Source organism: Apilactobacillus micheneri, from assembly GCF_002993975.1.
Lineage (GTDB): Bacteria > Bacillota > Bacilli > Lactobacillales > Lactobacillaceae > Apilactobacillus > Apilactobacillus micheneri.
Map to the genome: position 1 here is coordinate 19155 of NZ_POSO01000001.1, position 25260 is coordinate 44414.

Annotated in this window: 23 protein-coding genes and 1 tRNA gene; 4 read left to right on the plus strand and 20 right to left on the minus strand. The window is 30.6% G+C overall.

What is annotated here, in order from left to right:
- Positions 1–84 precede the first annotated feature (84 nt).
- Positions 85–963, plus strand: coding sequence for a ribose/proton symporter RbsU (gene rbsU / locus C7N41_RS00095; protein ID WP_105963742.1), 879 nt, complete (start codon positions 85–87; stop codon positions 961–963).
- 45 nt (positions 964–1008) lie between these two features.
- Here rbsU and C7N41_RS00100 read toward each other — a convergent pair whose 3' ends face one another.
- From C7N41_RS00100 to C7N41_RS00145, 10 genes are all read right to left on the minus strand, one after another.
- Positions 1009–1722 (minus strand): response regulator transcription factor, encoded by a 714-nt coding sequence (locus C7N41_RS00100; protein ID WP_105963743.1) that lies wholly within the window; start codon positions 1720–1722, stop codon positions 1009–1011.
- A 20-nt stretch (positions 1723–1742) separates the two neighbouring features.
- Positions 1743–2450, minus strand: coding sequence for a phosphate signaling complex protein PhoU (phoU, locus tag C7N41_RS00105; RefSeq protein ID WP_105963744.1), 708 nt, complete (start codon positions 2448–2450; stop codon positions 1743–1745).
- Between the two features lie 13 nt (positions 2451–2463).
- A complete protein-coding gene (pstB, locus tag C7N41_RS00110) occupies positions 2464–3219 on the minus strand; it encodes a phosphate ABC transporter ATP-binding protein PstB (RefSeq protein WP_105963745.1) in 756 nt (251 codons plus the stop codon).
- Positions 3220–3228: 9 nt separating this feature from the next.
- On the minus strand, positions 3229–4023 hold the full coding sequence (gene pstB, locus C7N41_RS00115) for a phosphate ABC transporter ATP-binding protein PstB (protein ID WP_105963746.1): 795 nt from the start codon (positions 4021–4023) through the stop codon (positions 3229–3231).
- Positions 4024–4036: 13 nt separating this feature from the next.
- Complete coding sequence (gene pstA, locus C7N41_RS00120) at positions 4037–4924, minus strand: phosphate ABC transporter permease PstA (RefSeq protein WP_105963747.1); 888 nt, start codon at positions 4922–4924, stop codon at positions 4037–4039.
- Positions 4924–5841 (minus strand): phosphate ABC transporter permease subunit PstC, encoded by a 918-nt coding sequence (gene pstC / locus C7N41_RS00125; RefSeq protein WP_105963748.1) that lies wholly within the window; start codon positions 5839–5841, stop codon positions 4924–4926. The genes pstA and pstC overlap by 1 nt, the downstream gene beginning before the upstream one ends.
- 60 nt (positions 5842–5901) lie before the next feature.
- Positions 5902–6768, minus strand: coding sequence for a phosphate ABC transporter substrate-binding protein PstS family protein (locus tag C7N41_RS00130; RefSeq protein ID WP_105963749.1), 867 nt, complete (start codon positions 6766–6768; stop codon positions 5902–5904).
- 159 nt (positions 6769–6927) lie between these two features.
- A tRNA-Arg gene (locus C7N41_RS00135) sits at positions 6928–7000 on the minus strand.
- A gap of 49 nt (positions 7001–7049) precedes the next feature.
- Entirely contained in the window at positions 7050–8390 is a 1341-nt protein-coding gene (locus C7N41_RS00140) for a DEAD/DEAH box helicase (protein ID WP_105963750.1), read from the minus strand.
- A gap of 68 nt (positions 8391–8458) precedes the next feature.
- The gene (locus C7N41_RS00145) at positions 8459–9178 is read right to left on the minus strand and encodes a GH25 family lysozyme (RefSeq protein ID WP_105963751.1); all 720 of its coding nucleotides are present in this window, start codon (positions 9176–9178) and stop codon (positions 8459–8461) included.
- A 220-nt stretch (positions 9179–9398) separates the two neighbouring features.
- On the opposite strand from C7N41_RS00145, the gene gntK reads away from it, so the two are divergent.
- Both gntK and C7N41_RS00155 read left to right on the plus strand, forming a co-directional pair.
- Entirely contained in the window at positions 9399–10946 is a 1548-nt protein-coding gene (gene gntK, locus C7N41_RS00150; RefSeq protein WP_105963752.1) for a gluconokinase, read from the plus strand.
- 63 nt (positions 10947–11009) lie between these two features.
- Complete coding sequence (locus C7N41_RS00155; protein ID WP_105963753.1) at positions 11010–12338, plus strand: APC family permease; 1329 nt, start codon at positions 11010–11012, stop codon at positions 12336–12338.
- Between the two features lie 41 nt (positions 12339–12379).
- Here C7N41_RS00155 and rlmD read toward each other — a convergent pair whose 3' ends face one another.
- The 10 genes from rlmD to C7N41_RS00205 form a co-directional block, all read right to left on the minus strand.
- Positions 12380–13747, minus strand: a complete 1368-nt coding sequence (gene rlmD, locus C7N41_RS00160; RefSeq protein WP_105963754.1) for a 23S rRNA (uracil(1939)-C(5))-methyltransferase RlmD — start codon at positions 13745–13747, stop codon at positions 12380–12382.
- Positions 13748–13826: 79 nt separating this feature from the next.
- Positions 13827–14807, minus strand: a complete 981-nt coding sequence (locus C7N41_RS00165) for a diacylglycerol kinase (protein WP_105963755.1) — start codon at positions 14805–14807, stop codon at positions 13827–13829.
- Positions 14808–14823: 16 nt separating this feature from the next.
- Positions 14824–16245 carry an Asp-tRNA(Asn)/Glu-tRNA(Gln) amidotransferase subunit GatB gene (gene gatB, locus C7N41_RS00170; RefSeq protein WP_105963756.1) on the minus strand — a complete coding sequence of 474 codons (1422 nt, stop codon included), beginning with the start codon at positions 16243–16245 and terminating at the stop codon, positions 14824–14826.
- A complete protein-coding gene (gene gatA / locus C7N41_RS00175) occupies positions 16245–17705 on the minus strand; it encodes an Asp-tRNA(Asn)/Glu-tRNA(Gln) amidotransferase subunit GatA (protein ID WP_105963757.1) in 1461 nt (486 codons plus the stop codon). Before gatA ends, gatB begins: the two co-directional genes overlap by 1 nt.
- A 4-nt stretch (positions 17706–17709) precedes the next feature.
- Positions 17710–18015 (minus strand): Asp-tRNA(Asn)/Glu-tRNA(Gln) amidotransferase subunit GatC, encoded by a 306-nt coding sequence (gatC, locus tag C7N41_RS00180; protein WP_105963758.1) that lies wholly within the window; start codon positions 18013–18015, stop codon positions 17710–17712.
- Positions 18016–18093: 78 nt separating this feature from the next.
- Complete coding sequence (locus tag C7N41_RS00185; protein WP_105964063.1) at positions 18094–19170, minus strand: CamS family sex pheromone protein; 1077 nt, start codon at positions 19168–19170, stop codon at positions 18094–18096.
- A gap of 51 nt (positions 19171–19221) precedes the next feature.
- Positions 19222–21255, minus strand: a complete 2034-nt coding sequence (gene ligA / locus C7N41_RS00190; protein ID WP_225362824.1) for an NAD-dependent DNA ligase LigA — start codon at positions 21253–21255, stop codon at positions 19222–19224.
- A gap of 25 nt (positions 21256–21280) precedes the next feature.
- Positions 21281–23536: a DNA helicase PcrA gene (gene pcrA / locus C7N41_RS00195; RefSeq protein WP_105963759.1), complete on the minus strand. Its 2256-nt coding sequence runs from the start codon at positions 23534–23536 to the stop codon at positions 21281–21283.
- A gap of 106 nt (positions 23537–23642) precedes the next feature.
- A complete protein-coding gene (locus C7N41_RS00200; RefSeq protein ID WP_105963760.1) occupies positions 23643–24212 on the minus strand; it encodes a xanthine phosphoribosyltransferase in 570 nt (189 codons plus the stop codon).
- An 11-nt stretch (positions 24213–24223) separates the two neighbouring features.
- A complete protein-coding gene (locus C7N41_RS00205; protein ID WP_225362825.1) occupies positions 24224–24844 on the minus strand; it encodes a glycoside hydrolase family 73 protein in 621 nt (206 codons plus the stop codon).
- A 129-nt stretch (positions 24845–24973) separates the two neighbouring features.
- Between C7N41_RS00205 and C7N41_RS00210 the strand changes: the two genes are divergently transcribed.
- A complete protein-coding gene (locus C7N41_RS00210; RefSeq protein WP_225361848.1) occupies positions 24974–25249 on the plus strand; it encodes a DUF2187 domain-containing protein in 276 nt (91 codons plus the stop codon).
- The last annotated feature ends 11 nt before the right edge of the window (positions 25250–25260 follow it).

Below are 25260 nucleotides of genomic sequence, written 5' to 3' on the forward strand. Positions count from 1 at the left end.
ATAATATTTTAATTAATTTCTATATATAATCATTTTAATTTATGATATTATTTTTAAATATCTTTAAATGGAGGAGGAAGAATTTTGAGCGCTATTGCTTTATTAGTTGGTCTAGGACCAGTTTTAGGATGGGGATTATTCCCTACTGTATCTGCCAAATTTGGTGGTAAGCCTACAAATCAAATTGTTGGTGCCACATTTGGTACTCTTATTTTTGCTTTTGTTTACTTATTAATTTCTGGTAATTCTATTCCAATGGGATCTAAATTTGTTTTATCACTAATTTCTGGTGCTGGATGGTCTTTTGGACAAATCATGTCTTTTAAGTCATTTAAGTTAATTGGATCATCTCGTGTAATGCCAATTACCACCGCTTTACAATTAATTGCTACTGCATTGTGGGGAGTTTTCGCACTAGGCGATTGGGCTGGAACAACTAGCAGAATCATTGGATTTATCGCTTTAATAGTAATTATTATTGGTGCTACTATGACTGCTTGGCAAGAACATCCCGATAAACAAGGATCAAAAGATTTAAGAAACGCAGTTGTATTATTATTAATTGGTGTTATTGGTTACTGGTTATACTCTGCTGCACCACAAGCTGCTCAAATAAATGGTAAAGAAGCATTTTTACCACAAGCTCTTGGAATGTTTATAACGGCCGTTATTTACTGCTTAATTAATATTAAAAAAGATAATGTATTTAAACAAAAAGAATCATATTTACAAATTATTTCTGGATTCTTCTTTGCTTTTGCTGCATTAACTTACTTAATTTCTGCACAACCTGATATGAACGGTTTAGCTACTGGATTTGTGCTTTCACAAACATCAGTGGTATTAGCCACATTAACTGGTGTTTACTTCTTACATGAAAGTAAAACAAGAAAAGAACTAGTCGTTACATTATTAGGTTTAATACTAATTGTTGCTGCAGCTACTGCTACTGCATTCTTATAAAAGATAAATTAAAAGGACGCCCGTAAAGGCGCCCTTTTTTATTTTCTAATTTAAAATATATCCAAATCCTCTAACCGTTTTAATAAAAACATTATTTCCAGGTAATGCCTTTAACTTATCTCTTAAATGACTAACATGCATATCAACAATCCTTGAAGATATAAATAAATCTGCATCATTCCCATCTTCTCGCCAAACACCTCTAAAAATTTGTTCTCGGCTTAGAACTTGGTCATGATGACGAACCATATAATAAAAAATATTAAATTCTTTAGGTGTTAAATCCATTTTTGTTCCCAAATATTTAACTTGAAAATGTTTTAAACTAATTTCAAAATCTTTATAAATATATTTTTTAAAATTATTAATATTCTCTGAAACTAACCTTTTATATAATTCAATTAAGTGAATAGTTCGTAGCAAAATTCTGTCTGCATTCAAAACGTTAGTAATATAGTCATCAACCTTTAAGGCAAAAAGTTTTCGCTCATCTGCTTCAATGTAATCAGAGGCACTAATAATAACGGGTTTAGAAAAGTTATCTCTAATCTTGCTAATAAATTCTAAATTTTTTTTAAAGTCATCTTTAACTGATAAATCATAAATAACAGCAGCATCTTTATCTTTTTTTAAGAATAAATCTAAATCATCCATATCTGGGTTACTCAAATTATTAACAAAGAATCCTTTATCTGCAGCTGAATGACTAATTTCAGATGACCATTTTAAATTATTAGTAATTAGTAGAATACTATTCATAGTGATGCTTCACTTCCCGTTTATTTAATATCTTTTTTAATTTCTTCCGCAATAAGATCTGGCTCTATTTTACCAGGATTGAGTTCAACTATCTTACCAGTTGAATTATAAACAATCCACTCTGATAAATTTACGATATGATCGCCAATTCTTTCAAGTAGTCGAACAACCATTAAATAGCTGCTAACTAATTCAATTTTGTTATTATCTTTTTCAATATCTGTAATAATGATATTTTTAGCTAAAACAAATTTTTTATCTATCAATAAATCTTCTTCAGCTATTAAACGGGCAGCTTGTTCATCTTCATGTACATAAGCATCTAATGATGATTCCAACATTCCTCTAATTTTTAAAGACATCTGAGAAATTGAGGCATTAACGTCAGGCATTCTATTTTCAGTCTTTAGTCTTAATGTCTCTCTAGCAATTGTGGAGGCATGATCACCAATTCTCTCCAAGTCAGAGCTAGCCTTTAATAAAGAAATAATTGCTCTAAAATTATTTGCAACTGGTTGTTTTAAAGCAATTAAATTTAAAGATTCTTTTTCTAAATCAACTTCTTCATCATTCACCTTAGTATCTTTTTCAACAATTTTTCTGGCTAATTTTTGATCGTTATCTGTAAAGGATTTAATTGATTGATATATTTGATCGCTAACCGTGATGCCCATTTTCATATAAGTACGTTGTAATTTCTTTAACTCTTTTAAAAATGAATCATTCATAATAATGAACCTCCTAACCAAATTCACCGTTCAAGTAGTCACTCGTTTTTTTGTTTGATGGATTTACAAACATTTTTTGCGTTGAATCATATTCAATTAGATCACCATTTAATAAGAATGCTGTTTTATCAGAAATTCTCGAAGCTTGTTGCATATTATGAGTAACCATAATAATTGTGAAATCTTTTTTTAGTTTAACCAATGTATTTTCAATTTTAGAACTAGATATTGGATCAAGTGCACTAGTTGGTTCATCCATTAAAATAATTTTAGGTTTGACTGCTAATACACGAGCAATACAAATTCTTTGTTGCTGACCACCTGAAAAAGATAGAGCACTTTTATTAAGATTATCTTTTACTTCATCCCATACCGCAGCTTCCTTTAAGCTTTCTTCTACAATCTTATCAATTTTATTTTTATTTTTAATACCCGCAAGTTTTAATCCATATGCTACATTATCATAAACAGAAAATGGAAATGGATTGGGTTGTTGAAACACCATGCCAATAGTTTTACGAAGTTCTGTTAAATCTATTGATGGTGAATAAATATCTTTGCCTTCAAATTTAAAGCTACCATTAATAGTTACATTGGGTCGCAAATCATTCATACGATTTAAACATCTCAAAAGTGTGGATTTACCACAACCAGAAGGCCCAATTAAAGCAGTGATTTCATTTTCATTGAAGTTTAAGTCAAACCCATGCAAAGCTTCACTTTCACCATAGTATAAATGTAAATTTTTAATTTGCAAAATACCAGTCATATTATCACCTTATCCAAAATTACCAGAAATATAATCTTCAGTTGCTTGCATTTTAGGAGTTGTAAAGATACTAGCAGTTTTATCAAATTCTAGAACATGTCCTGAATGAAAAAATGCAGTATAATCACTTACTCGAGAAGCTTGTTGCATATTATGAGTAACTATAATTACTGTATATTTAGATTTTAAGCTTTTTAAAGTTTCTTCAATTTTAACAGTTGAAATTGGATCTAAAGCACTAGCTGGTTCATCTAATAATAAAATATCAGGTTGCATAGAAATTGTTCTGGCTATACATAACCTTTGTGCTTGTCCACCAGATAGAGAAAGTGCACTGTTATCCAATTTGTCTTTTACTTCATCCCATAATGCAGCTTCTTTTAAACTGTTTTCCACCCTTCTGTTTAATTCATTTTTATCTTTAATTCCATGTTTTTTAAGCGCAAATGTAATATTATCACGAATAGTTTTTGCAAAAGGATTAGGTCTTTGAAAAACCATTCCAATTTGTTTTCTAACCTCATAAACATTAACTTTTTTACTATTAATATCAACATCACGATACATAATATTACCATCAACATTGGCAATAGAATCGTTCATTCGATTAAGACATCTTAAAAAGGTTGATTTACCAGAACCAGAAGATCCAATTAATGCTGTGATACTAAATCTAGGAAAAGCTAAATTAACATCAAAGATGGATTGATGATCACCGTAAAAAACATCAATACTATCAGTAACAATTGCTTTTTCATTATCAAATTTGGCAATAAAGTTTTCATTTAGATTATATTCTTTCATTATTAACCCTCATTTAAAAATTAGAAGTCATCTTTTTGTATAAACGATTTCCTATCCAATGTGCTAATAAATTAAATAACAATATTAAAATAATTAATACTGCTGATGATCCACTAGAAACTAGATTGGCATCTGGAGTTATCCCTTCAGAATTAACCTTCCAAATGTGAACAGCTAATGTTTCAGCTGGTCTCATTGGATTTAAAAAACTTGAAGAAGAGAAAATATTCCAATTAGTATAATCAATTATTGGAGCACTTTGACCAGCAGTATAAATTAAAGCAGCTGCTTCTCCAAAAACTCTTCCAGCACTTAAAATAATGCCCGTAATAATTCCAGGGACGGCTGCTGGTAGAATGATACCTGTAATTGTTTTCCACTGTGACAATCCTAATGACAAACCGGCTTCTCTTTGTAAGTGTGATACAGATTTTAACGAATTTTCAATATTCCTTGTCAATAAAGGTAAATTGAAAAATGTTAAAGCAATTGCACCTGACAAAATAGAAAATCCAATGTGCATTTGAACTACAAATAATAAGTAACAAAATAATCCAACCACGACTGAAGGTAGCGAACTTAAAACTTCAATTGTGGTTCTAATAACCTCTGTAATCCAATTTTTGAGTGCATATTCGGCCAAATATATTCCTGACCCTAAAGCAATAGGAAAAGAAAGACACAATGTTAAAAACAACAAGTAAACAGAATTGAATAATTGATCTCTAATTCCACCGCCAGATAAAAAAGATTGTGATTTGGAAGTTAAAAAATGCCATGAAATATGAGGTACACCTGTTACTAATATATAACCAATCAATGATACTAAAATTGCAACTACGATTGCTACGAATGTATAAATCAATCCAATCGCAATTTTATTCGTTGTTTTTGGATTCATTACTTAATACTTCCTCTCTTTCCAATCATTTTTACAATAATATTGAAAACTAATGACATTAAAAGTAAGACTAATGCTAATGACCAAAGAGCGTTGTTGCCTAAAGTCCCCATAACAGTATTACCAATTCCAGTCGTTAATTGACTAGTTAAAGTAGATGCTGGTGTAATTAAATTTTTAGGCATTAAAGTAGCATTACCAATAACCATTTGAACAGCTAATGCTTCTCCAAATGCCCTTGCCATTCCAAAAATGATTGCTGTTAAGATTCCAGGAGTTGCCGCTCTTAATATAACCTTATAAATTGTTTGCCAACGAGTTGCACCTAATGCCAAAGAAGCATCTGATAAATATTTTGGCACTGCATTTAAACTATCAACAGTTAAAGATGTAATCGTAGGTAATACCATAACGAATAATACTAATGTGGCTGATAGAATTCCAAAGCCAGTACCCCCAAATAAATGACGATTCATTGGCACAATGATAGTTAATCCCAAAAATCCATAAACTACTGATGGAATTCCCACTAGCATTTCAATAATTATTTGTAAAAATTTGCGACCTTTTTTAGGAGCAATCACTGACATATATATTCCAATCGCTATAGCAAATGGTGTCGCTAAAATTGCTGATAAAATGGTTACCCCAAATGAAGTAATTATCATAGGCAATGCTCCTACTTCAGGCTTGCCATCTTTACCAATTGAGGAAGGTGACCAATCTTGTTTGGTTAAAAAATCCCAAATATTAACATTATTTTGGGTAAATGTAGATAAACCCTTTGAAATAATAAAATATAGGATTAAAGAGACTAATAAAATAATAAATCCAATACTAAGATAACTAATACTCTTACCTAATTTATCTTGTCTAGTCTCTTTAGATGACCTTAATAGTTTTTTCTTTATTTCCATGTTTTATCCTCCATAAACGAAAATGAAGGATCAAATTTATCCAACATTTTCATCTAAAGTTTATTTAACTATTTGATTATTAGCATCTTTAGTAACCTTCATATTATGAATACTAATGTAACCTAGTTTCTTAACTAAATTATTTTGAACCTCTTTTGAATTTATATAATCTATAAATGCTTTTGTTGATTTATCAATATTTTTATTAGTGTACATATGTTCATATGACCAGATTTTCCAAGAATTGTCTTCAACATTTTTATCATTTGGTTTTACATTATCAATTGAAATTGGTTGAAGCGTATTATCATCCATAAATGAAAATGCTAAATAACTGATTGCTCCAGGCGTACTTGAAACAATCTTCTTTACAGTTCCATTGGAGTCTTGTTCTTGTGATTTAATTGCAGATTTTCCTTTTAAAACATCGGCTTCAAATGTTTTTCTAGTTCCACTTCCTTTAACCCTATTAATTACTTTAATTTGCTGATCTTTTCCACCAACTTGTTTCCAATTGGTTACTTTACCCGTGAAAATATCACTTAGCTGTTTCATAGATAAATTTTTCACACCAACAGCTTTATTAACAACTGGTGCCATTCCAATAACAGCTACCTTATGATCAATCATCTTTTTTGCATCAATGCCGTTTTGATTCTCAGCAAATACATCAGAATTACCAATTGTTACTGCCTTTGATTGTAGTTGACTTAAACCGGTTCCTGAACCACCGCCTTGAACAGTGATTGATATATTATCATTATTTTGTTGATATTCATTAGCAGTTTCTTCAACTAAGGGTTGTAAAGCTGTCGAACCTACTGCAGTTATTTTTGACTTGGAAGTATTACTACCGCAGGCTGTTAAAACAAGACCAGAAATAATCATAATAGAAATAATGGATACAAACTTTTTAACATTTAACATAATGAAGCCTCCCATATGAATCAATCTAATTTACAAACAAAGTATAGCAAGGGTTTGTAAATATAATATGGTTTTTATGTAAAATTATTGTAAATTTATTTGGAAATAAAAAAAGCTGCTCATTAAATTAATGAACAGCTTTAAAAATTAAGTTTAAAATGACCTCACTCGGACTTGAACCGAGATCAGCCGCTTAGGAGGCGGTCGCCCTATCCAGTTGTGCTATGAGGCCATTTGCAACATTTATAATTGTCGCATTTAATAAACACAAAGTAAAGACACTACTTAGAATTTTTATTATCTAAATTACGCCATTTTTTGCGCATACCTTTATTTTTTGTATGCTTATTTTTCTTCTTTCTTTTGTTTTTTAAAGTAGCTGAATTTGATTTTTTAGGGGAAGCTTTAATAGAATTAGCTTTTTTATTGGAATGCTTTGGAACATTAACTTCCTGTTTTGGCTGATTTTTCTCAGCAAGTTTCTTCATTTTTTCAGCTTTAATTACTGATTCAGGAATTTCATCGACTAATTTGTTTTTCAAGAAGTAAATTGGTTTTAAATCATATTGATAATTTTTAAGTAAATTTTTCAAATCTCTTAAATCATGATCATCACCAAAATTAATAACTAAACCATTTTCGCCCATACGACCAGTACGTCCAACACGATGAATATATTCATTTTCTTGATCAGGCAAATCATAATTAACAACAGCCGGCAATTTAGGAATATCCAGGCCACGTGCGGCTACATCAGTAGTAAACAATAGTTTTACTCGACCTAACCTAAAATCATTCATTGCTTTTTCACGCTTATTTTGATTTTGATCACTAGTTAATTTTGCTACTCCAGTATAATGATTATGCACAAAATAACTATATGTTTTATTTAAATCAACAGTTTGATTAAAAAAGACTAAAGCTTTGAAATTAGGTACATGTTGTAATCTGGCAAGCATCTTATTACGATTTTTTCTTAAAACTTGCATTAATCCATGCTTAACAACACCTTGAGTTTCATCTTCATTTCTAACATCAACTTTTTGAATGTTACGGTTCCCAAACCAGTGGTCCAATTCTTCTAAAATTTCAGTTTCAGTTGCAGAGAAAAATTCTAATTGAACATCAGACATCATATTATCAACAATTTCACGAACAGTTGTTAAAGTTTCCCCTTGTAACAAATCATCAGCTTCATCAATAATAACTGTTTTAAATAAGTGGGTTTTTAATTTTTTATCATCAATTAAATTTTTTAATCTACCAGCTGTGCCCACAATTACTTCAGGATGTTTTTTCAAGCGTTCAATTTGGCGCTTTATATTAGCTCCACCAGTCAAAGCTAAAACTTTTAGTCCTAACAAATTAGCCCAATTTCTAGCAACACGTGCAGTTTGAATTGCAAGTTCTTGCGATGGTTCAATAATCATTAATTGACTACCTTCACCTAAATTTAAATTTAATAAACTGGGCATTAAAAATGCGACTGTTTTCCCTGAACCGGTTGGTGATAATCCCAAAACACTTTTATTTTGTTCAATTAGTGGATAAACTTTTGACTGAATTAAAGTAGGTTTGTCATAGCCCAACTTTTTAAAATATCTTTCGAATTTTTCTAACATTTACTTCACCTATATTTTCTTATTAATACTTAATTTTATCAAAAACCATAAATTATTTCATAAATATTTTAACGATTGCGACTTTTTAATAGATAGCGTTCCCAATCTGTATTTTTACCATTAAAGGCTACCTGATTCAATGATATATTAGATCCATCAAGGTTTATAGAATGATTATCAATTGAAACAAAAGTAGCTTTTGAATCATTTAGATTATTACTTAATAAGCTAATATATGGATTCTTTTTATGCAAATAATTAAATATATCATTATTACAGTTAATAACTAAGTTTGTATTGTAATAGCGATGTATCATATAAACAAATTTAGATAATTGATCCTTTTGTAAATTATTAAGGTTAGAATTCACAAATACCATTGGTGGAATAGAACCATAATTAGGTCCTACTTCCCTAGTAAAATTCAATAATTGACTTTTAATTTTACTTTGGGTACTAAAAACATGATAAACACCTATTTGCATCCCAGAACCTTGGCTTCGATTAAAATTATTCGAAAAATTATTATCAGTATAAGTCGATCCTTGGCTAGCTTTAATATAAACAAATTTTTGATCATTATTAGCTAAAGAAACAAAATCGATGTATCCATCCGATTGACTAACTAAAACTCCACGAACACTATACTTATTAATTAAATAACTATTATATTGTTTAATTCCAAAATATATAATGAGAAAAACAAAAAGTACTGAAATAATGACAATAAATAATTTATAATTTTTAGGTTTATTTTTATTGCTATATAAATCAACTCTACTTTTAATCGATAATCACCTTACTTTATAAACAAGGTTACTACATATTTTCTTATAAAACTAGATAAATAGCTTGAATGGAGCTGTTTTTTCAATATAATGAAAGCGGTAAACAATAACTTAATAATGACTTTTATTTAAAACTTCACTTTATAAATGTTAAATTTAATTTATATTAGTTAGTAAATAAACGATTCTATTCTGTTAATATTGAAAGGAAGTTTAGCAAATGAACTACATCATTGGTGTAGATATTGGTACCACTAGTGTTAAGACACTTTTATATAATACTAATGGACAAGTAGAAGGATATGCAAATAATGGTTATCCTTTATATCAAGATACCCCAGATATGGCTGAAGAAGACCCAGAAGAAATTTTTTCTGCGATGGCTTCTGGAATTACTTCAGTACTAAGAAAAGCTGATTTAAAAAATGGTACATTAAAAGGTGTTTCCTTTTCATGCGCTATGCATAGTTTAATACTATTAGATAAAAATCATAAACCACTTACACGTGCTATTACTTGGGCTGATAATCGTTCAGTTGATTATGCAGATCAATTAAAAGCATCTGGTAAAGCTAAAGAATTATATGAAAGAACTGGTACCCCAGTTCACCCAATGACTCCTTTAACCAAAATTATGTGGTTAAAAGATAATAAAAAAGACTTATATGACAAAACTAGATGGTTTGTCGGTATAAAAGAATATATTTTATATAAATTGTTTGGTGAATTAAAAGAAGATTATTCAATCGCTAATGCAACTGGTATGTTTAATATATTTAATATGGATTGGGATGAAGAAGCGCTAAAACTAACTGGCGTTTCTCGTGACCAATTACCAGAACTAGTAGATACAACTTACCAATTAAAGGGCATGAATAAAGCATATGCTAAGGTAATGGGAATCGATGAAGATGTACCATTTGTAATTGGTGCTTCTGATGGTCCTTTAGCTAATCTAGGTGTAGACGCTATTCAACCTGGCGTTGTAGCTGTCACTATCGGTACATCTGGTGCTGTACGTGTTGTTACTGATAAACCTAAAATTGATCCTAAAGGACGTGTATTTTGTTATTACTTATCACCTGGTAAATGGGTTGTAGGTGGACCTGTTAACAATGGTGGAATTGTGTTCCGTTGGGTAAAAGATCAATTGTGTGCTCCTGAAAAAGTTACTGCTGAACAAATGCACATGGATCCTTATGACTTGTTGACTAAGATTGCAGCCCAAGTTCCAGCTGGATCAGATGGATTAATTTTCCATCCATACTTAGGTGGTGAAAGAGCTCCTATTTGGGACGCAAATGCTCGTGGATCATTCTTTGGACTAACTAGAATTCATACAAGAGCACACATGATTCGTGCTGCACTTGAAGGAATCGTATATAATTTATATACCGTAAGTTTAGCCTTGGAAGAAGTTGTTGGTAAGCCAACAAGTATTCAAGCTACTGGTGGTTTTGCACGTTCAGAATTATGGCGTCAAATGTTAGCTGATATTTTTGAACAAAACGTTAACATTCCTGAAAGTTTTGAAGGAACTGCCCTAGGTGCAGCAACTCTTGGTATGTATAGTTTAGGAATCATTGACGATTTAGCTAAAGTTAAAGATTTTGTTGGTGTAACTAATGCTCACAAACCAAACCCTGATAATTATGAAGCATATCGTGAATTAGTTCCAATATACATTCGTTTAAGTCGTCAATTACAAAGTGAATATAAAAATATCGCTGAATTCCAGCGTAAACATGATATTGCAAAAGATAAATAATTAAAATTGGTTAGGCTAATTAATGCCTGACCTTTTTTATCAAAAGTTATTGGAGGAAGAAAATTGCAGGAAAATGAATTAAAACGTGGTATTGGGATGATGGCATCCCTTGCCACAGTCATGGGAACAGTTATTGGTGGTGGTGTATTCTTCAAAACCGCCAGTGTTGTACAAAGCACCCATTCTTTTACATTAACTATATTAGCGTGGATTATTGGTGGATTATTGACAATTTGTGCTGGTTTGACTGTATCAGAATTAGCAGCCGCAATTCCTAAAACTGGTGGTGCAATTAAATATTTAGATTATACTTACGGACCCTTAACTGGTTTTTCAATGGGATGGGCGCAAATACTAGTTTATTATCCAGCTAATATTGCAGCTGAATCGATTGTTTTTTCAACACAAATTATTAATTTATTCCACCTAAATGGTGGCCTATTAAATCCAATTGCTATTGGATGTGCTCTAAGTATACTTATAATTAATTTACTTGGATCAAAGGTAAGTGGAAATGTTCAAACTATTGCATTAGTTTTTAAATTAATTCCTATTTTTATTATTGCTATTATTGGACTATTTATTCCAGGAGAAGTTAATGTATCATTATTCCCAATTTCCCCTATTAATCATGATAGTTTATGGACAGCATTTGGTGCCGGTTTATTAGCTACTATGTTTGCTTATGATGGATGGATTGGCGTTTGTGATGTTGCTGGAGAAATTAAAAATCCTAAAAAGAATTTACCCAAAGCCATTATATTAGGACTAAGCTTCATTACAATTATTTATACATTAATTAATGTGGTATTTCTTAAAACATTGCCAATTGACCAAATTGCAGGTAATCAAAATACTGCATCAGAAGCAGCCATTAAATTATTTGGTGAATTGGGAGGAAAATTAGTTACTATTGGAATTTTAGTATCTGTTTATGGATCCTTAAATGGATATACGTTAAGTGGTATGAGAATCCCTTATGCAATGGGTAAAAGCAAATCATTACCTTTTAGTAATGCATTTACAAAGTTAACCAAAAAAACATTAGTTCCATATGTAGCTGGACTTTTCCAACTATTTATTGCTATTTTAATGATATTCGCAGGTAGTTTCGATTTACTAACTGATATGTTGGTATTTGTTATGTGGATATTTAACTGTCTATTATTCATCGCTGTATTTAGATTACGTCGAAAAGAGCCAGAGATGATTAGACCATATAAAGTTCCTTGGTACCCAATTATCCCAATTATTGCACTGGTTGGTGGAATCTTCATATTATTTGAAACCATCATATCTCAAACCGGTTTAGCATTAGTTGGTATATTACTAACGGTATTAGGAATCCCAGTTTATTATTTACAACAAAGACATTTAAAAAATAATAGTTAAATAAAAAAGCTTGAAGAAAATTATTCTTCAAGCTTTTTTATTTATTTCTTTTCAAAAACTGTTACTGATTCAATATGAACGGTTTGTGGAAATTGATCCACTGGTTGAATTGGTTGATTAATTTCATATCCGTATTCAGACAGTCTTCTTGCATCACGTACCAAAGTTGATGGATTACATGATACATAAACAATTCTCTTTGGTGCAACTTTAACTGCACTTTCTATAAATGATGATGCAAGTCCCTTACGTGGTGGATCAACAACAATAACATCTGATTTTAGCCCTTGTGATTGCCATTTTTCCGTCTGTTCTTCAGCTTTACCAGTAACAAATTTAGCATTGTTTATATGATTCTTTTGAGCATTAATTTTAGCGTCTTCAATTGCATCTTTAACAATTTCTACACCATATACTTTTTTTGCTTTTTTAGCCATTGCTAATGAAATTGTACCAATTCCACAATAAGCATCAATAACGTTTTGTTTACCATCCAATTGTGCTTTTTCTACCGCTAATGAGTATAATTTTTCAGTTTGTGTTGGATTAACTTGATAGAAAGAAGTTAATGAAATGTAGAATTTCAATCCTAATAATTGATCTTCAATGTGAGAACTACCATATAAACAAATGGTTTTCTTCCCCATTAAAGCATTACCATCTGTTAGGTTAATATTTTGCATGATACTTTTTACTTCTGGTAATGCTTTAGCAATTTCACTAGTAATCATATCTACCATTGGTAATTTTTTAGTACGAGTAATCAAACCAATCATCATCTCATGGCTATAATGTCCACGTCTAACCATAATATTTCTGATAACACCACTATGATTAATTTCATCATAAGGAGCAACATGATATTTTCTAAGTATGTCCCTTACGACAACAATTGCTTTATCAATTTCTGGATCTTGAATATAGAAATCTTCAATAGGAACTAAATCATGTGAGTGTTTACGATAAAAACCGGTTTCCAATTTACCATTAATTTTCTTAACTGGAATTTGAGCTTTATTACGATAATGACTAGGTTTGTCTATACCAATTGTAGGTAATACCTCAACATTCATTTTAGCTTTATTAAATAGTTCTTGAATCTGACTTTGTTTAAATTTTAATTGTGCGTCATATTTTAAATGCTGAAGAGGTGCAATTCCTGTGCGAGTATAATCTTTATCAACACTTTCAACACGATCTTTAGACTTAGTAATCAGTTTAACTAATTTTCCAAATCCAAAATTCTTATTAATTTTAATAACTTTAATTGTAGCTTCTTCACCTGGTAATGTATCTTCAATAAAAATTGAAAAGTCATTGATTTTAGCTACACCCATACCTTGATAAGTAAGGTCGATGATTTTAACATCGTACATTTCATTTTTTTCAACTGGTGCTGTAATTTTCATATTTTCCCCTTAATAAATAAAAAAGTTCTGTTGTACCTTCATAATATAATACAACAAAACTTTTAATTTTTAAAATTAATTAAGATAATTTATCAACTTTATCAACAAATTGTTTTTCAGCTTTAACTTCATCATAACTAATGGATTTAGTAGGAATTTCATCCATGTTTGCATAAAATTCAATATGTTGTTTTAGATTCTTAAAGGTCATAGGAGCATCGCCACCATACTCACCGTCTAAATTAATTTGCATTTTGTCCTTAATTGGATTAGCTATTAATTTATTTGTTTTTTTATAGATTATTCTTGGATCATGTATATGACGACCACCACTAATAACTTTTGCCAACAATTGAACGATTTCTACAATATTACTAGTTTTTACAATAATCATTGTAAAATTGCCATCGTCTAATCTAGCATCAGGAACAATTTGTTCTAAACCACCAATAGAATTAGTCATCGCTAACAAAAACATTGATGCTTTTCCTTTAAAATGACCACCATCATATTCTAAATCCATATCAATAGGTTTAATACGTGGCAACAATTCAGCTCCTCTAACTAAATATGCTAAATAACCAAAAATAGTTTTTAATTCAGATGGAACATCATAAGTTAATTCGGTTAACAAACCACCACCAGCAATATTTATAAAATATTTGTTAGCAGCTTTACCAATATCCATCTTAAAACTTTGATGTTTTAAAACAACTTTAGCAGCAGCGACAGGATTTTCTCTAGGAATATGCAATGCTCTAGCAAAATCATTAGTTGTGCCAGCAGGAATAATTGCTAGTTTAGGTCGCTTCTCAAGTGGTGCAATCCCATTAATAACCTCATTAATAGTTCCATCACCACCTGCAGCAACTACCAAATCAAAACCATCTAAACTAGCTCGCTTAGCTTCTTCTCTGGCTGAAAAAGGTTTAGGAGTTGTTGCGTATGCACTAGTTTCAAAACCAGCTTTTTCAAAAACACCGAGAATATCAATCATATTCTGTTTTAAAGCTTCCCGCCCAGATGTTGGATTGTATATTACACGTGCTCGCTTTCGCATTATAATTCCCCTAATCTTATTTATTCATTGAAGCCATTAATAATTTATTTACCACTTGTGGATTGGCTTTACCACGAGTTTGTTTCATAATTTGACCCACTAAGAAACCAATTGCACGATCCTTTCCATTATGGAAGTCTTCAATTGATTGTGGGTTATTAGATAATACTTCGTCAATAATTGGTTGTAGTTTCTTTGGATCTGACAGTTGAACCATTCCATTATCATTAACAAATTTTTCAGGTTCCTTACCTTCAGTAATAGCCTTGAATACTTTCTTAGCCATTTTACTAGAGATAGTACTATTTTCAATTAACTTAATCATAGTAGTCAAGTTTTCTGGAGTAATTTCAGTTTGAGATAAATCAACCTGTTTGTCATTTAGATAAGCATTTACATTACCTTGTAGATAATTAGAAGCCATTTTAGAATCAGCACCTAATTCTATCATTTTATCAAAGAAATCAGACATTTCCTTTGTTTGCGTTAGCACCATTGCATCATAATCAGTTAGTCCTAATTCATTAATATAACGATTACGACGACTGGTTGGCATCTCAGGCATCTTAGAATTGATATCATCAATCCATTTATTTGAGATATCTAATGATGGTAAGTCTGGTTCTGGGAAGTATCTATAATCATCGGATCCTTCCTTAACACGCATCAAAATAGTAGTCCCATTATTTTCATCAAAACGTCTAGTTTGTTGTTGGATCTTACCACCAGACATTAAAATTTGACGTTGACGTTTTTCTTCATATGCTAAACCTTTTCTCACATAATTGAATGAGTTAAGGTTTTTTAATTCTACTTTAGTACCAAATTCTTTTTGACCATATGGTCTAATTGAAATGTTAACGTCAACACGCATAGAACCTTCTTCCATCTTAACATCAGAAATCCCAGTAAATAGAATTCTTTGTCTTAATGCTTCAAGATATGCATAAGCTTCATCAGGTGAAGCAATATCAGGTTTTGAAACGATTTCGATTAAAGGAGTTCCCTGACGGTTTAAATCAACATAAGAATAATTCTTACCATGACTATTTTTACCAGCATCTTCTTCAATATGCATTTCTTCGATACCAATTTTTTTCTTTTTGCCATCAACATCAATTTCTATCCAACCATCTGTAGCATCTGGTGTATCTTGTTGAGTTATTTGATAGGCTTTAGGATTATCAGGATAAAAATAGTTTTTACGATCAAAATGAGGGTGTTGGTTAACATTAGCATGTAAAGCTAAAGCAGCAATAATTCCATCTTTAACAACACCCTTGTTAGTAGTTGGCAATACTCCAGGATATCCCCAATCAATAACATTAGTGTTTAAATTAGATTCTGCACCATAACCAACAGGAGAAGGACTAAAGATTTTAGAATTTGTTTTTAATTCAACGTGAACTTCTAGTCCAATAGTAGTTTCAAAATTCATTATTTGTCTCCTCCAATCTTAGGGGTTTGTTTATGAAAATCTGTATTTTGTTCAAAGGCATATGCGGCTTTATACATAGTAGTTTCATCAAAGGGTTTACCAATCAATTGCATTCCGATTGGAAGACCATTTGAAAAACCAGCTGGTAATGACATACCAGGTAAGCCAGCCATATTAACAGGAATAGTTAATATATCATTCATATACATAGTTAATGGATCTTTTTCTTCATCTAAACCAAATGCAGGAGTTGGTGTTGTTGGTGTAAGAATTAAATCATAATTTTGGAATACATTTTGGAAATCTTTGTTAATTAAAGTTCTAACTTCAGCAGCTTTCTTAAAGTAAGCATCAAAGAACCCAGCAGATAGTGAATAAGTTCCTAACATAATACGACGTTTTACTTCATCACCAAAGCCTTCAGATCTACTTTTAACATATAATTGATCAAGGTTTTTAGCACTTTCTGAACGATATCCATAACGAATACCATCAAATCTTTGTAAGTTAGATGATGCTTCAGAAGGAGCAATAATATAGTAAGCAGCCACTCCATATTTACTATGTGGTAATGATACTTCTTCCACATCAGCACCCATTTCACGATATTTATCAGCAGCTGATTTAATGGCTTCACGCACATCATCACTAACACCTTCGCCAAGATATTCCTTAGGCAAACCAATCTTCATGCCCTTTACACCAGAATCAATTTTACTAGTAAAATCAGGAACTTCTTTGTCCGAACTAGTTAAATCATGTTCATCATGACCAGCAATATGATTTAAAACAAGTGCATTATCATAAACATTTTTAGTTAAGGGACCAATTTGATCAAAACTAGATGCAAAAGCAATTAATCCCCATCTAGATACACGACCATATGTAGGTTTCATCCCCACAATGCCATTAAAAGCAGCTGGTTGTCTTATTGATCCACCAGTATCAGATCCTAAAGCAGCCAGTACATCTCCTGATGCAACTGAAGCAGCAGAACCACCAGATGATCCACCTGGAACTTTATCTAAGTTCCATGGATTATGAGTTCTGCCATAATATGATGTTTCTGTAGAACTACCCATTGCAAATTCATCCATATTGGTTTTACCAATACTAATAGTATCAGCATCTAACATTTTATTAACAGCAGTCCCACTAATAATAGGTTTAAAATTAGATAACATTTTAGAACCGGCAGATGTTAAAACACCCTTTGTTAACATGTTATCTTTCATTGCAACTGGAATTCCAGATAATAAGTTATCAGGATTAATTCCTCGTTTATCAATTTCTTGAGCTCGTTTAATTGCATTTTCTTCATCAATTGTAATAAATGCGTTAATATCTTTTTCATTATTTTTAGCATTTTCAATTGCTTCTTTTGTTAATTGTTCAGCAGTAATGTCACCATTAACTAAACTTTGATGAATACTAGTGATATCTTTATTCAAAAAATTCATTTAATTAATCCCCACTTTCATCAATAATTGTTGGTGTTCTAATTAGACCATCAGCAACATCGGGAGCGTTTTGTAATAATTGATCTCTTTCTCCCCAGTTATCAGCAACGTCTTCTCTCATAACGTTAATTTGATCGGTTACGCTAAATGTTGGTTCAACATCATTAGTATCAACTTCATTCAAGGAATCAAATATTCCCATAATATTTCCTAATTGATCAGTAAAGTAAGGCAATTGTTTATCAGTTAATTCTAACTTAGCCAATGAAGAAACATGACTTACTGTATCTTTACTTATTTTTTCAGACATTGAATAGCTCCCTCTTTCTTTATTGAATATATCTTACATTCACTTATAAAATATTTTAACACAATAATTTAATTAATTTTAATAACTAGTGAAAACGTGCGTATAGAAATTCTTATCGCCAGTTTTTCTCGATAAGAAACTTTGCATGCCTTCAGTTGAACTCACTTGAATATCAATTGGGATATTGTTTGGTAAGTACTTTTCAGCCATATTTTCTACATATTGAGTAAAACTAATGATCTCACTTTGTCCATAAAATTGAGTAGTAATATTGATATGCATACCCCGTAAGCTATTATCAACATAGTGAGCTTGAGCAGTAACACCGCTTAAATTAGGGAAAAACTTTTGAATTTGATTTTTAAAGTTTTCAAAAGAGTCTTCATCATTATTATTCACACCCTTAGTAGATTCAGCAGGTAGAACATAGTTTTTAATGTTTAACGATTTCCAATCTGAACTCTTAATAGAACTACCGTTATTCACAGAAGAAGCAAAGAAGTTACCGCCAACTAGACTATCATTAGGTGCTTGCTTATATAATGCAAAAACAATTGGAATATTCTTTAATTGTTTATTTTTTCTTAAACGTTGAAGAATCTTATTTGCAATGTCTTTTCCTTGTTTAATAATATCTGAATCGTTTAATTTCTTTTGATAAACTGCCCCATAAGCTTCTTTACGATAATAGTAAATGGAATTAAGGCCTAATCCTATAGTCATCCCTTTAATTTTAAGTGCATTATGATCTTCAGTCATAAAGTCTTGTTCATCCATTTGTTGAAGATACAATGGTTCCTTAGTGTCCTTACCAGCAGGATTTAATCCATCTGGATTATTTTTACTTTTACGTCCTAACCAATCTTCTACAGTATCAGTATTAATATATTGACCTTCTTGTAGAATATAGTCATCAGTTGGAAAATGTTGTTTAGATATTCCTAGCAATCCATTTTCAAAACCTTTTAAATTCAATTGATTATCATTTTGTTGAACAGAAACACCACGTGACTTACTGGTCAAATAATGTCCATCTTTAATTACTCCTTGGTAATAATTACTATTTGTTTGTGAAATAACTTGAGTTCCGGAAGAATTACTTGAACTATTTTCGTTATTATTTCCACAAGCAACTAATAAAACTGAACTAAACATTACCAAGAACAAAACTTTTAGCTTATTCAATCTGCTTGCCTCCACAAATTATTAATTATTATTCATTTCATCAATGAACTGATCTTCATTCCAAATTGATACATTATATTTTTCAGCTTTGGATAATTTACTTCCAGCGTCTTTACCAGCAATTAAAATATCTGTACTTTTAGATACCCTACCAGTAACTTTAGCACCATGATTTTCTAACCATTCTGATGCTTTAGGTCGACTCATCTTAGATAATTTTCCGGTTAAAACAATTGTTTTATTATTAAATACAGAATTTTGAACAACATCAGAAGCAACCTGATTACCATTGTAGTTCATGTTAACTCCCAATGATTTTAATTCTTCAATAAGCTGTTTAGCTTCTGGATTATTAAAATAAGTAACTATACTTTGCGCAATAGTATCTCCAATTGAATTAATTGATGAAATATCGTCAACACTAGAAACTATTAATGCATGCATGTTTTCAAAATGTTCCGATATTAACTTAGCTGCTTTCGAACCTACATGGCGAATACCTAATCCAAAAAGTAACCTTTCCATTGAATTACTACGACTATTATCTATGGCTGTTAATAAATTAGTAGCAGATTTGGTTCCAAACTTGTCCAAGGTTTCTAATTGTTCACGATTCAAATTATATAAACTAGCAATATCATTAAGCAACCCTTTATCAAATAATTGTTGAACTATTTTAGGACCTAAACCATCAATATTCATAGCATTTCTTGAAGCAAAATGATTAATCTGTTCCGTCAATTGAGCTGGACATTTGGGGTTAATACAACGTAATGCTACTTCATCATCTAAGTGTACTAACTTATCACCACATGAAGGACAGTTAGTTGGTATCTTATATGGTTTGCTATCACTTGGACGTTTACTTGCAATATATTCAGATATTTCTGGAATAATATCACCGGCTTTGTGTAGCTTAACTGTATCTCCAAGTCTTACTGCCTTTTCATTCAAATAGTCAGGATTATGCAGTGATGCTTTAGAGACTGTTGTTCCTGCTAATTTAACTGTATCCATAATAGCAGTTGGAGTAACTACTCCGGTTCTACCAACCGTCCACTCAATATCATTAAGCTTAGTTTCAACTTCTTCTGGAGGAAATTTAAAAGCAATTGCCCATTTAGGAACTTTTACTGTATTACCAATGTCTTTTTGCAACGATAAATTATTTTCTTTAATGACAATGCCATCAATTCCATAACTCAAACCATCGCGTTTATTAGTATACTTGTCGATATATTTATCAACATCAGACATATTTTTAACAACTTCATAAGTTGGGTTAATTTTAAAGCCTAAAGATTTTAATTCATTTAACAATTCTGACTGAGTATTAGCTTTTAAATCATTATAATCAGCAACATTATACATAAATGTACTCAAATTACGACTAGCAGTAACACTTGAATCTAGTTGTCTTAAACTACCGGCAGCTGCATTCCTAGGATTAGCAAATGTTGAATTTCCATCATGTTCACGTTTTGCATTTAAATTGGCAAAAGATTCCTTAGGCATATAGCATTCCCCTCTTACTTCAATGTCGATTGGGCGATTTAATTTGTGGGGAATACTTTTAATAGTCTTTAGATTTTCAGTGATATCTTCTCCTATAAAACCATTACCTCTAGTAGATCCTTGAACCAAATTACCATTTTTATATAGTAAAGAAATAGCAAGTCCATCAATCTTTAATTCACAATTATATTCATCAATTGAAGGATAATTATTATCCAAATTATCCATGAATTCTGATAATTCTTCTTTAGAAAATACATCACCTAATGACAACATCGGTACATCATGTCTAACTTTATCAAAGCCAGGTAAAGTTTTAGAACCAACATTTTGAGTAGGTGAATCAGAAGTAATCAAATCGGGGTATTTATTTTCAATGTCTTGTAACATTCTATAATTTTGATCGTATATGTGATCCTCAACACTGGGCTGATCTTCATAATAGTATTGACGGCTCCATAATTTTAATTGATTTTTAAGTTTCTCATATGTTTTTTCTACTTCTGATTCATTCATTTCATTTATAGTTTTATCTGACATTTATTTCACCTCAATTTTCAATCAATCATTTTTCAATTTTTTGAATTGGTGCAAATGCAGCAAGCAATCTCTTTAATCCTTGATCTGGAAAAGCAATATCTAGTTCTGTATCTTCGCCAGTTCCATTAACCTTGACAACAGTACCTGTTCCCCAAGCCTTATGTTGAACTTTATCTCCAACATTCCATGACTTCTTATCAGCACCACTACCTTTAGGTTTTTGCACTTTTTGAGTTGGTTGGTGATAAGATCTTTGGGTTGCAAAATTCTGTGATCTACGACTTCTAGCTGAATCGAAAGGTGTTCTTAATGAATTGTTCTTAGAAAAATCATTTTCAGAATGAATTAAATTATCAGATATTTCATCAATAAAACGAGATTCTGGATTGGTCTGTCTTCTACCATAAAGCATTCTGGAAAATGCATTAGTAATATACAGTTTTTTTTGTGCTCTAGTAATACCAACATATGCTAATCTACGTTCTTCTTCTAATTCATCTTCTTTTTCTAAAGAACGACTTAATGGAAAAATACCTTCTTCCATCCCCATTAAAAATATTACTGGAAATTCTAGCCCCTTAGCAGCATGCAATGTCATTAGTGTAACTTGTGGGGTTTGTTCATCAACATCATCTTGAGCAGATACTAAAGCTAAGTCTGCAAGAAAATCAGTTAATGATTCATCTCCATCATTATCATCATGGTTATTATCAAATTGTTGAGTAACAGAAATGAATTCTTCAATATTCTCAATTCTAGCTTTAGACTCTAGAGATTTTGATTGTTTTAAATTATCCAAATACCCACTATCATCTAGAATATGTTGAGTAACATCTGTTACTTTATTTTCCATAGCAATTTTTTGGAGTCCAGTCATTAATCGACCAAATTGATCAATAGCAGTTCGAGCACGATTTGATAAAGTGTTATTAAGTTCAATATTTTTTGTAGCTTCTAACATGCTCCAATTGTTTTCTTGAGCAAAAACTCTTAATTTTTCAATACTAGATGCGCCAATGCCACGTTTAGGTTCATTGATAATTCTTTCTAAGCTCATAGAATCGCTAGGATTAGCAATTAAAGTTAAATAAGCTAAAATATCTTGAATTTCTTTACGATCATAAAACTTATGTCCACCAACAATCGAATATGGAATATTAGATTTCAAAAAAGTTTCTTCAATGATACGTGATTGAGCATTTGTACGATAAAGAATAGCAAAATCATTATATGAATAGTTCTTTTCTTCAATGACTTTTTTGATTTGAGTAACCACAAAATGAGCTTCATCTACTTCACTTTGACCACGATAATATGAAATCTTATCTCCTTCATCATTATCAGTCCAAAGATTTTTTTCTTTTCTAGAAACATTATTCTTAATTACATCATTAGCTGCACTTAAAATATTTTTAGTAGAACGATAATTTTGTTCAAGCATTACTGTGTTAGCATTTTTATAATCATTTTGGAAATTTAAGATATTATTCATGTTAGCTCCACGCCAACCATAAATACTTTGGTCAGCATCACCAACAACACAAATATTTTTATATTTTTTAGCTAACATCGTTACTAGCTTATATTGAGCTTCATTCGTATCTTGATATTCATCAACATGGATATAATGAAATTTATTTTGATAATAATCTAAAACTTCAGGAACTTCTTCGAATAGTTGAATAGTCATCATGATTAAATCATCAAAGTCTAATGCTTGATTATTATGTAATCTTTTTTGATATTCGGTATAAACTTGGCCCACTACTTCTTCAAAAGGACTAGTATGATTTAAGCTTTCATTAAATTCAGCGGGAGTTTTTAAATCATTTTTAGCATTTGAAATGGTTGATAAAATTGCTCTAGGATCATTCTTTTTAGGATCAATATTCAAATCTTTTAAGATCCTTTTAACAAGTGTTCTTTGTTCACTACTGCCTGCAATTGTAAATGCACGATTATATCCAATCTTATCAATATGACTTCTTAAAATTCTTACACACAATGCATGGAAAGTTGAAACCCATACTTCATTACCACCATAGTCTAAAAGACTAGCTACACGTTCTTTCATTTCTCTAGCTGCTTTATTGGTAAAAGTAATTGCTAAAATATTCCATGGAAGAACTTGTTTTTCTTCAATTAAATATACAATTCTATGGGTTAAAACACGAGTTTTACCACTACCAGCACCGGCCATAATTAATAGAGGACCTTCAGTGCATAATACTGCTTCTTTTTGTTTATTATTCATTCCGGAAATTACATCATTTACTGGCAAAATAACACAATCCTCTCAATTTATTTGTATATCAATTATATCATAGCTATACTTATTTTCATTTCATTGTAAAATAAAAGTCGGTAAAATCACCGACTTTTATTATCTATTCAAAAGTAACTTTTCCATCGTTCAATGATGCTATTCTAGCCAGTGATTCTAATTTAATACCTTTTTGTGTAATTAATTCATGACCCTTTTGGAAACTTTTTTCAATTACAATACCAACATTTTTAGCATTAGCACCAGCTTGGTTAGCGATATCTAAAAGGCCAAGTACAGCTTGTCCATTAGCCAAGAAATCATCAATGATTAATACATTGTCATTTTCGTCAATATATCTTTTATTAATACTAATCTTATTGTTAGTTTGTTTAGTATATGAATAAACATCACTAGAATATATGTTGTCATTAAGTGTTAGACTTTTATGCTTTCTAGCAAAAACAACTGGCACATTCATTTGTAAGCCTGTAAGTACGGCCGGTGCAATTCCAGAAGATTCTACAGTTAAAATCTTAGTAATATTTTCATTTTTAAAGAGTTTGGCGAATTCTTTTCCTATTTCATTCATAAAAATTGGATCAATTTGATGATTTAAAAAATTATCTACTTTTAAAATGTCTCCTGATAAAACTCGACCTTCGTTGTTGATTTTTTCTTCTAATGCTTTCATAGTAACTCTCCTTATTTGTTGACTTTATCATACTGATTTAGATGATATTTTTTTATTATTTCAATTATTTTATTAGTGTATTTAGGATCAGTAGCATATCCATCAATTTGTAAATTATGAGCTGCTTCTATATAATTATCTGAATTTATGACATCTTGATATTGATATTGATTCCAACTAGTTCCATTGGCTAATAGTTTAGCATGACTTTGTACAGAATCATCCCAACTTTTGTATACTCTAAAGTATCCTTTAATATTTATGAAATTCCCATTTACAAATTCATTCGTGGATAATTTAACTGAAGGTTGTTTATTATATGCCTTTACACCAAATAGATTATTATAATTAGTGGCCAGTTTACTACTACCCCAATTAGATTCTAATATTGCCTGAGACAAACTGATACTAGCTAAAATATTATATTTCCTTTGTGCATCAGTAACTGATGGTAATAATCTATTAATAAAATTACGATGATTTTTTATTACATTTTTTTGATTATAGATATTATACATATAATTATTTTCGTAATAATAATAGCCTACTGAGAAAATAATAAATACTAAAGTTAAAATTAAAATCAACCAACCAATGTTAATGGTAAATTTATTTTTTCTTTTTTTAATCATTATCATCTCTATTCATATTTATTTATAATTCTAAACTATTTAACACAAAAATAGCAATATCATAGCTAAAAATTGACAAATCAAATTTTTTTAGTTACTTTTAAGATATAGGTTAGGAGATGTATATCTTTGGTAAAGGATAAATTAACAAGTAATGACAAGTCACCATTTGATATTGGAGATAAAGTATCATTTAAACTTGAAAAAAATGTTTTTAATGGAACAATTGAGAAAGCATATAACAATGCTTATCTAATCGCATTTAAATCAAATGATCCAGTATTAGAAGATAAGTATCATGATAAAGTCGTAGTTAGCAATAAAAAGTTAACGATGGTTAAAATGAGTGATCATAACAGTAAAGAAGCTAAGAAAAAAGAAGATAATAAAGACGAAAAAAAGTAGTGATATAAAAA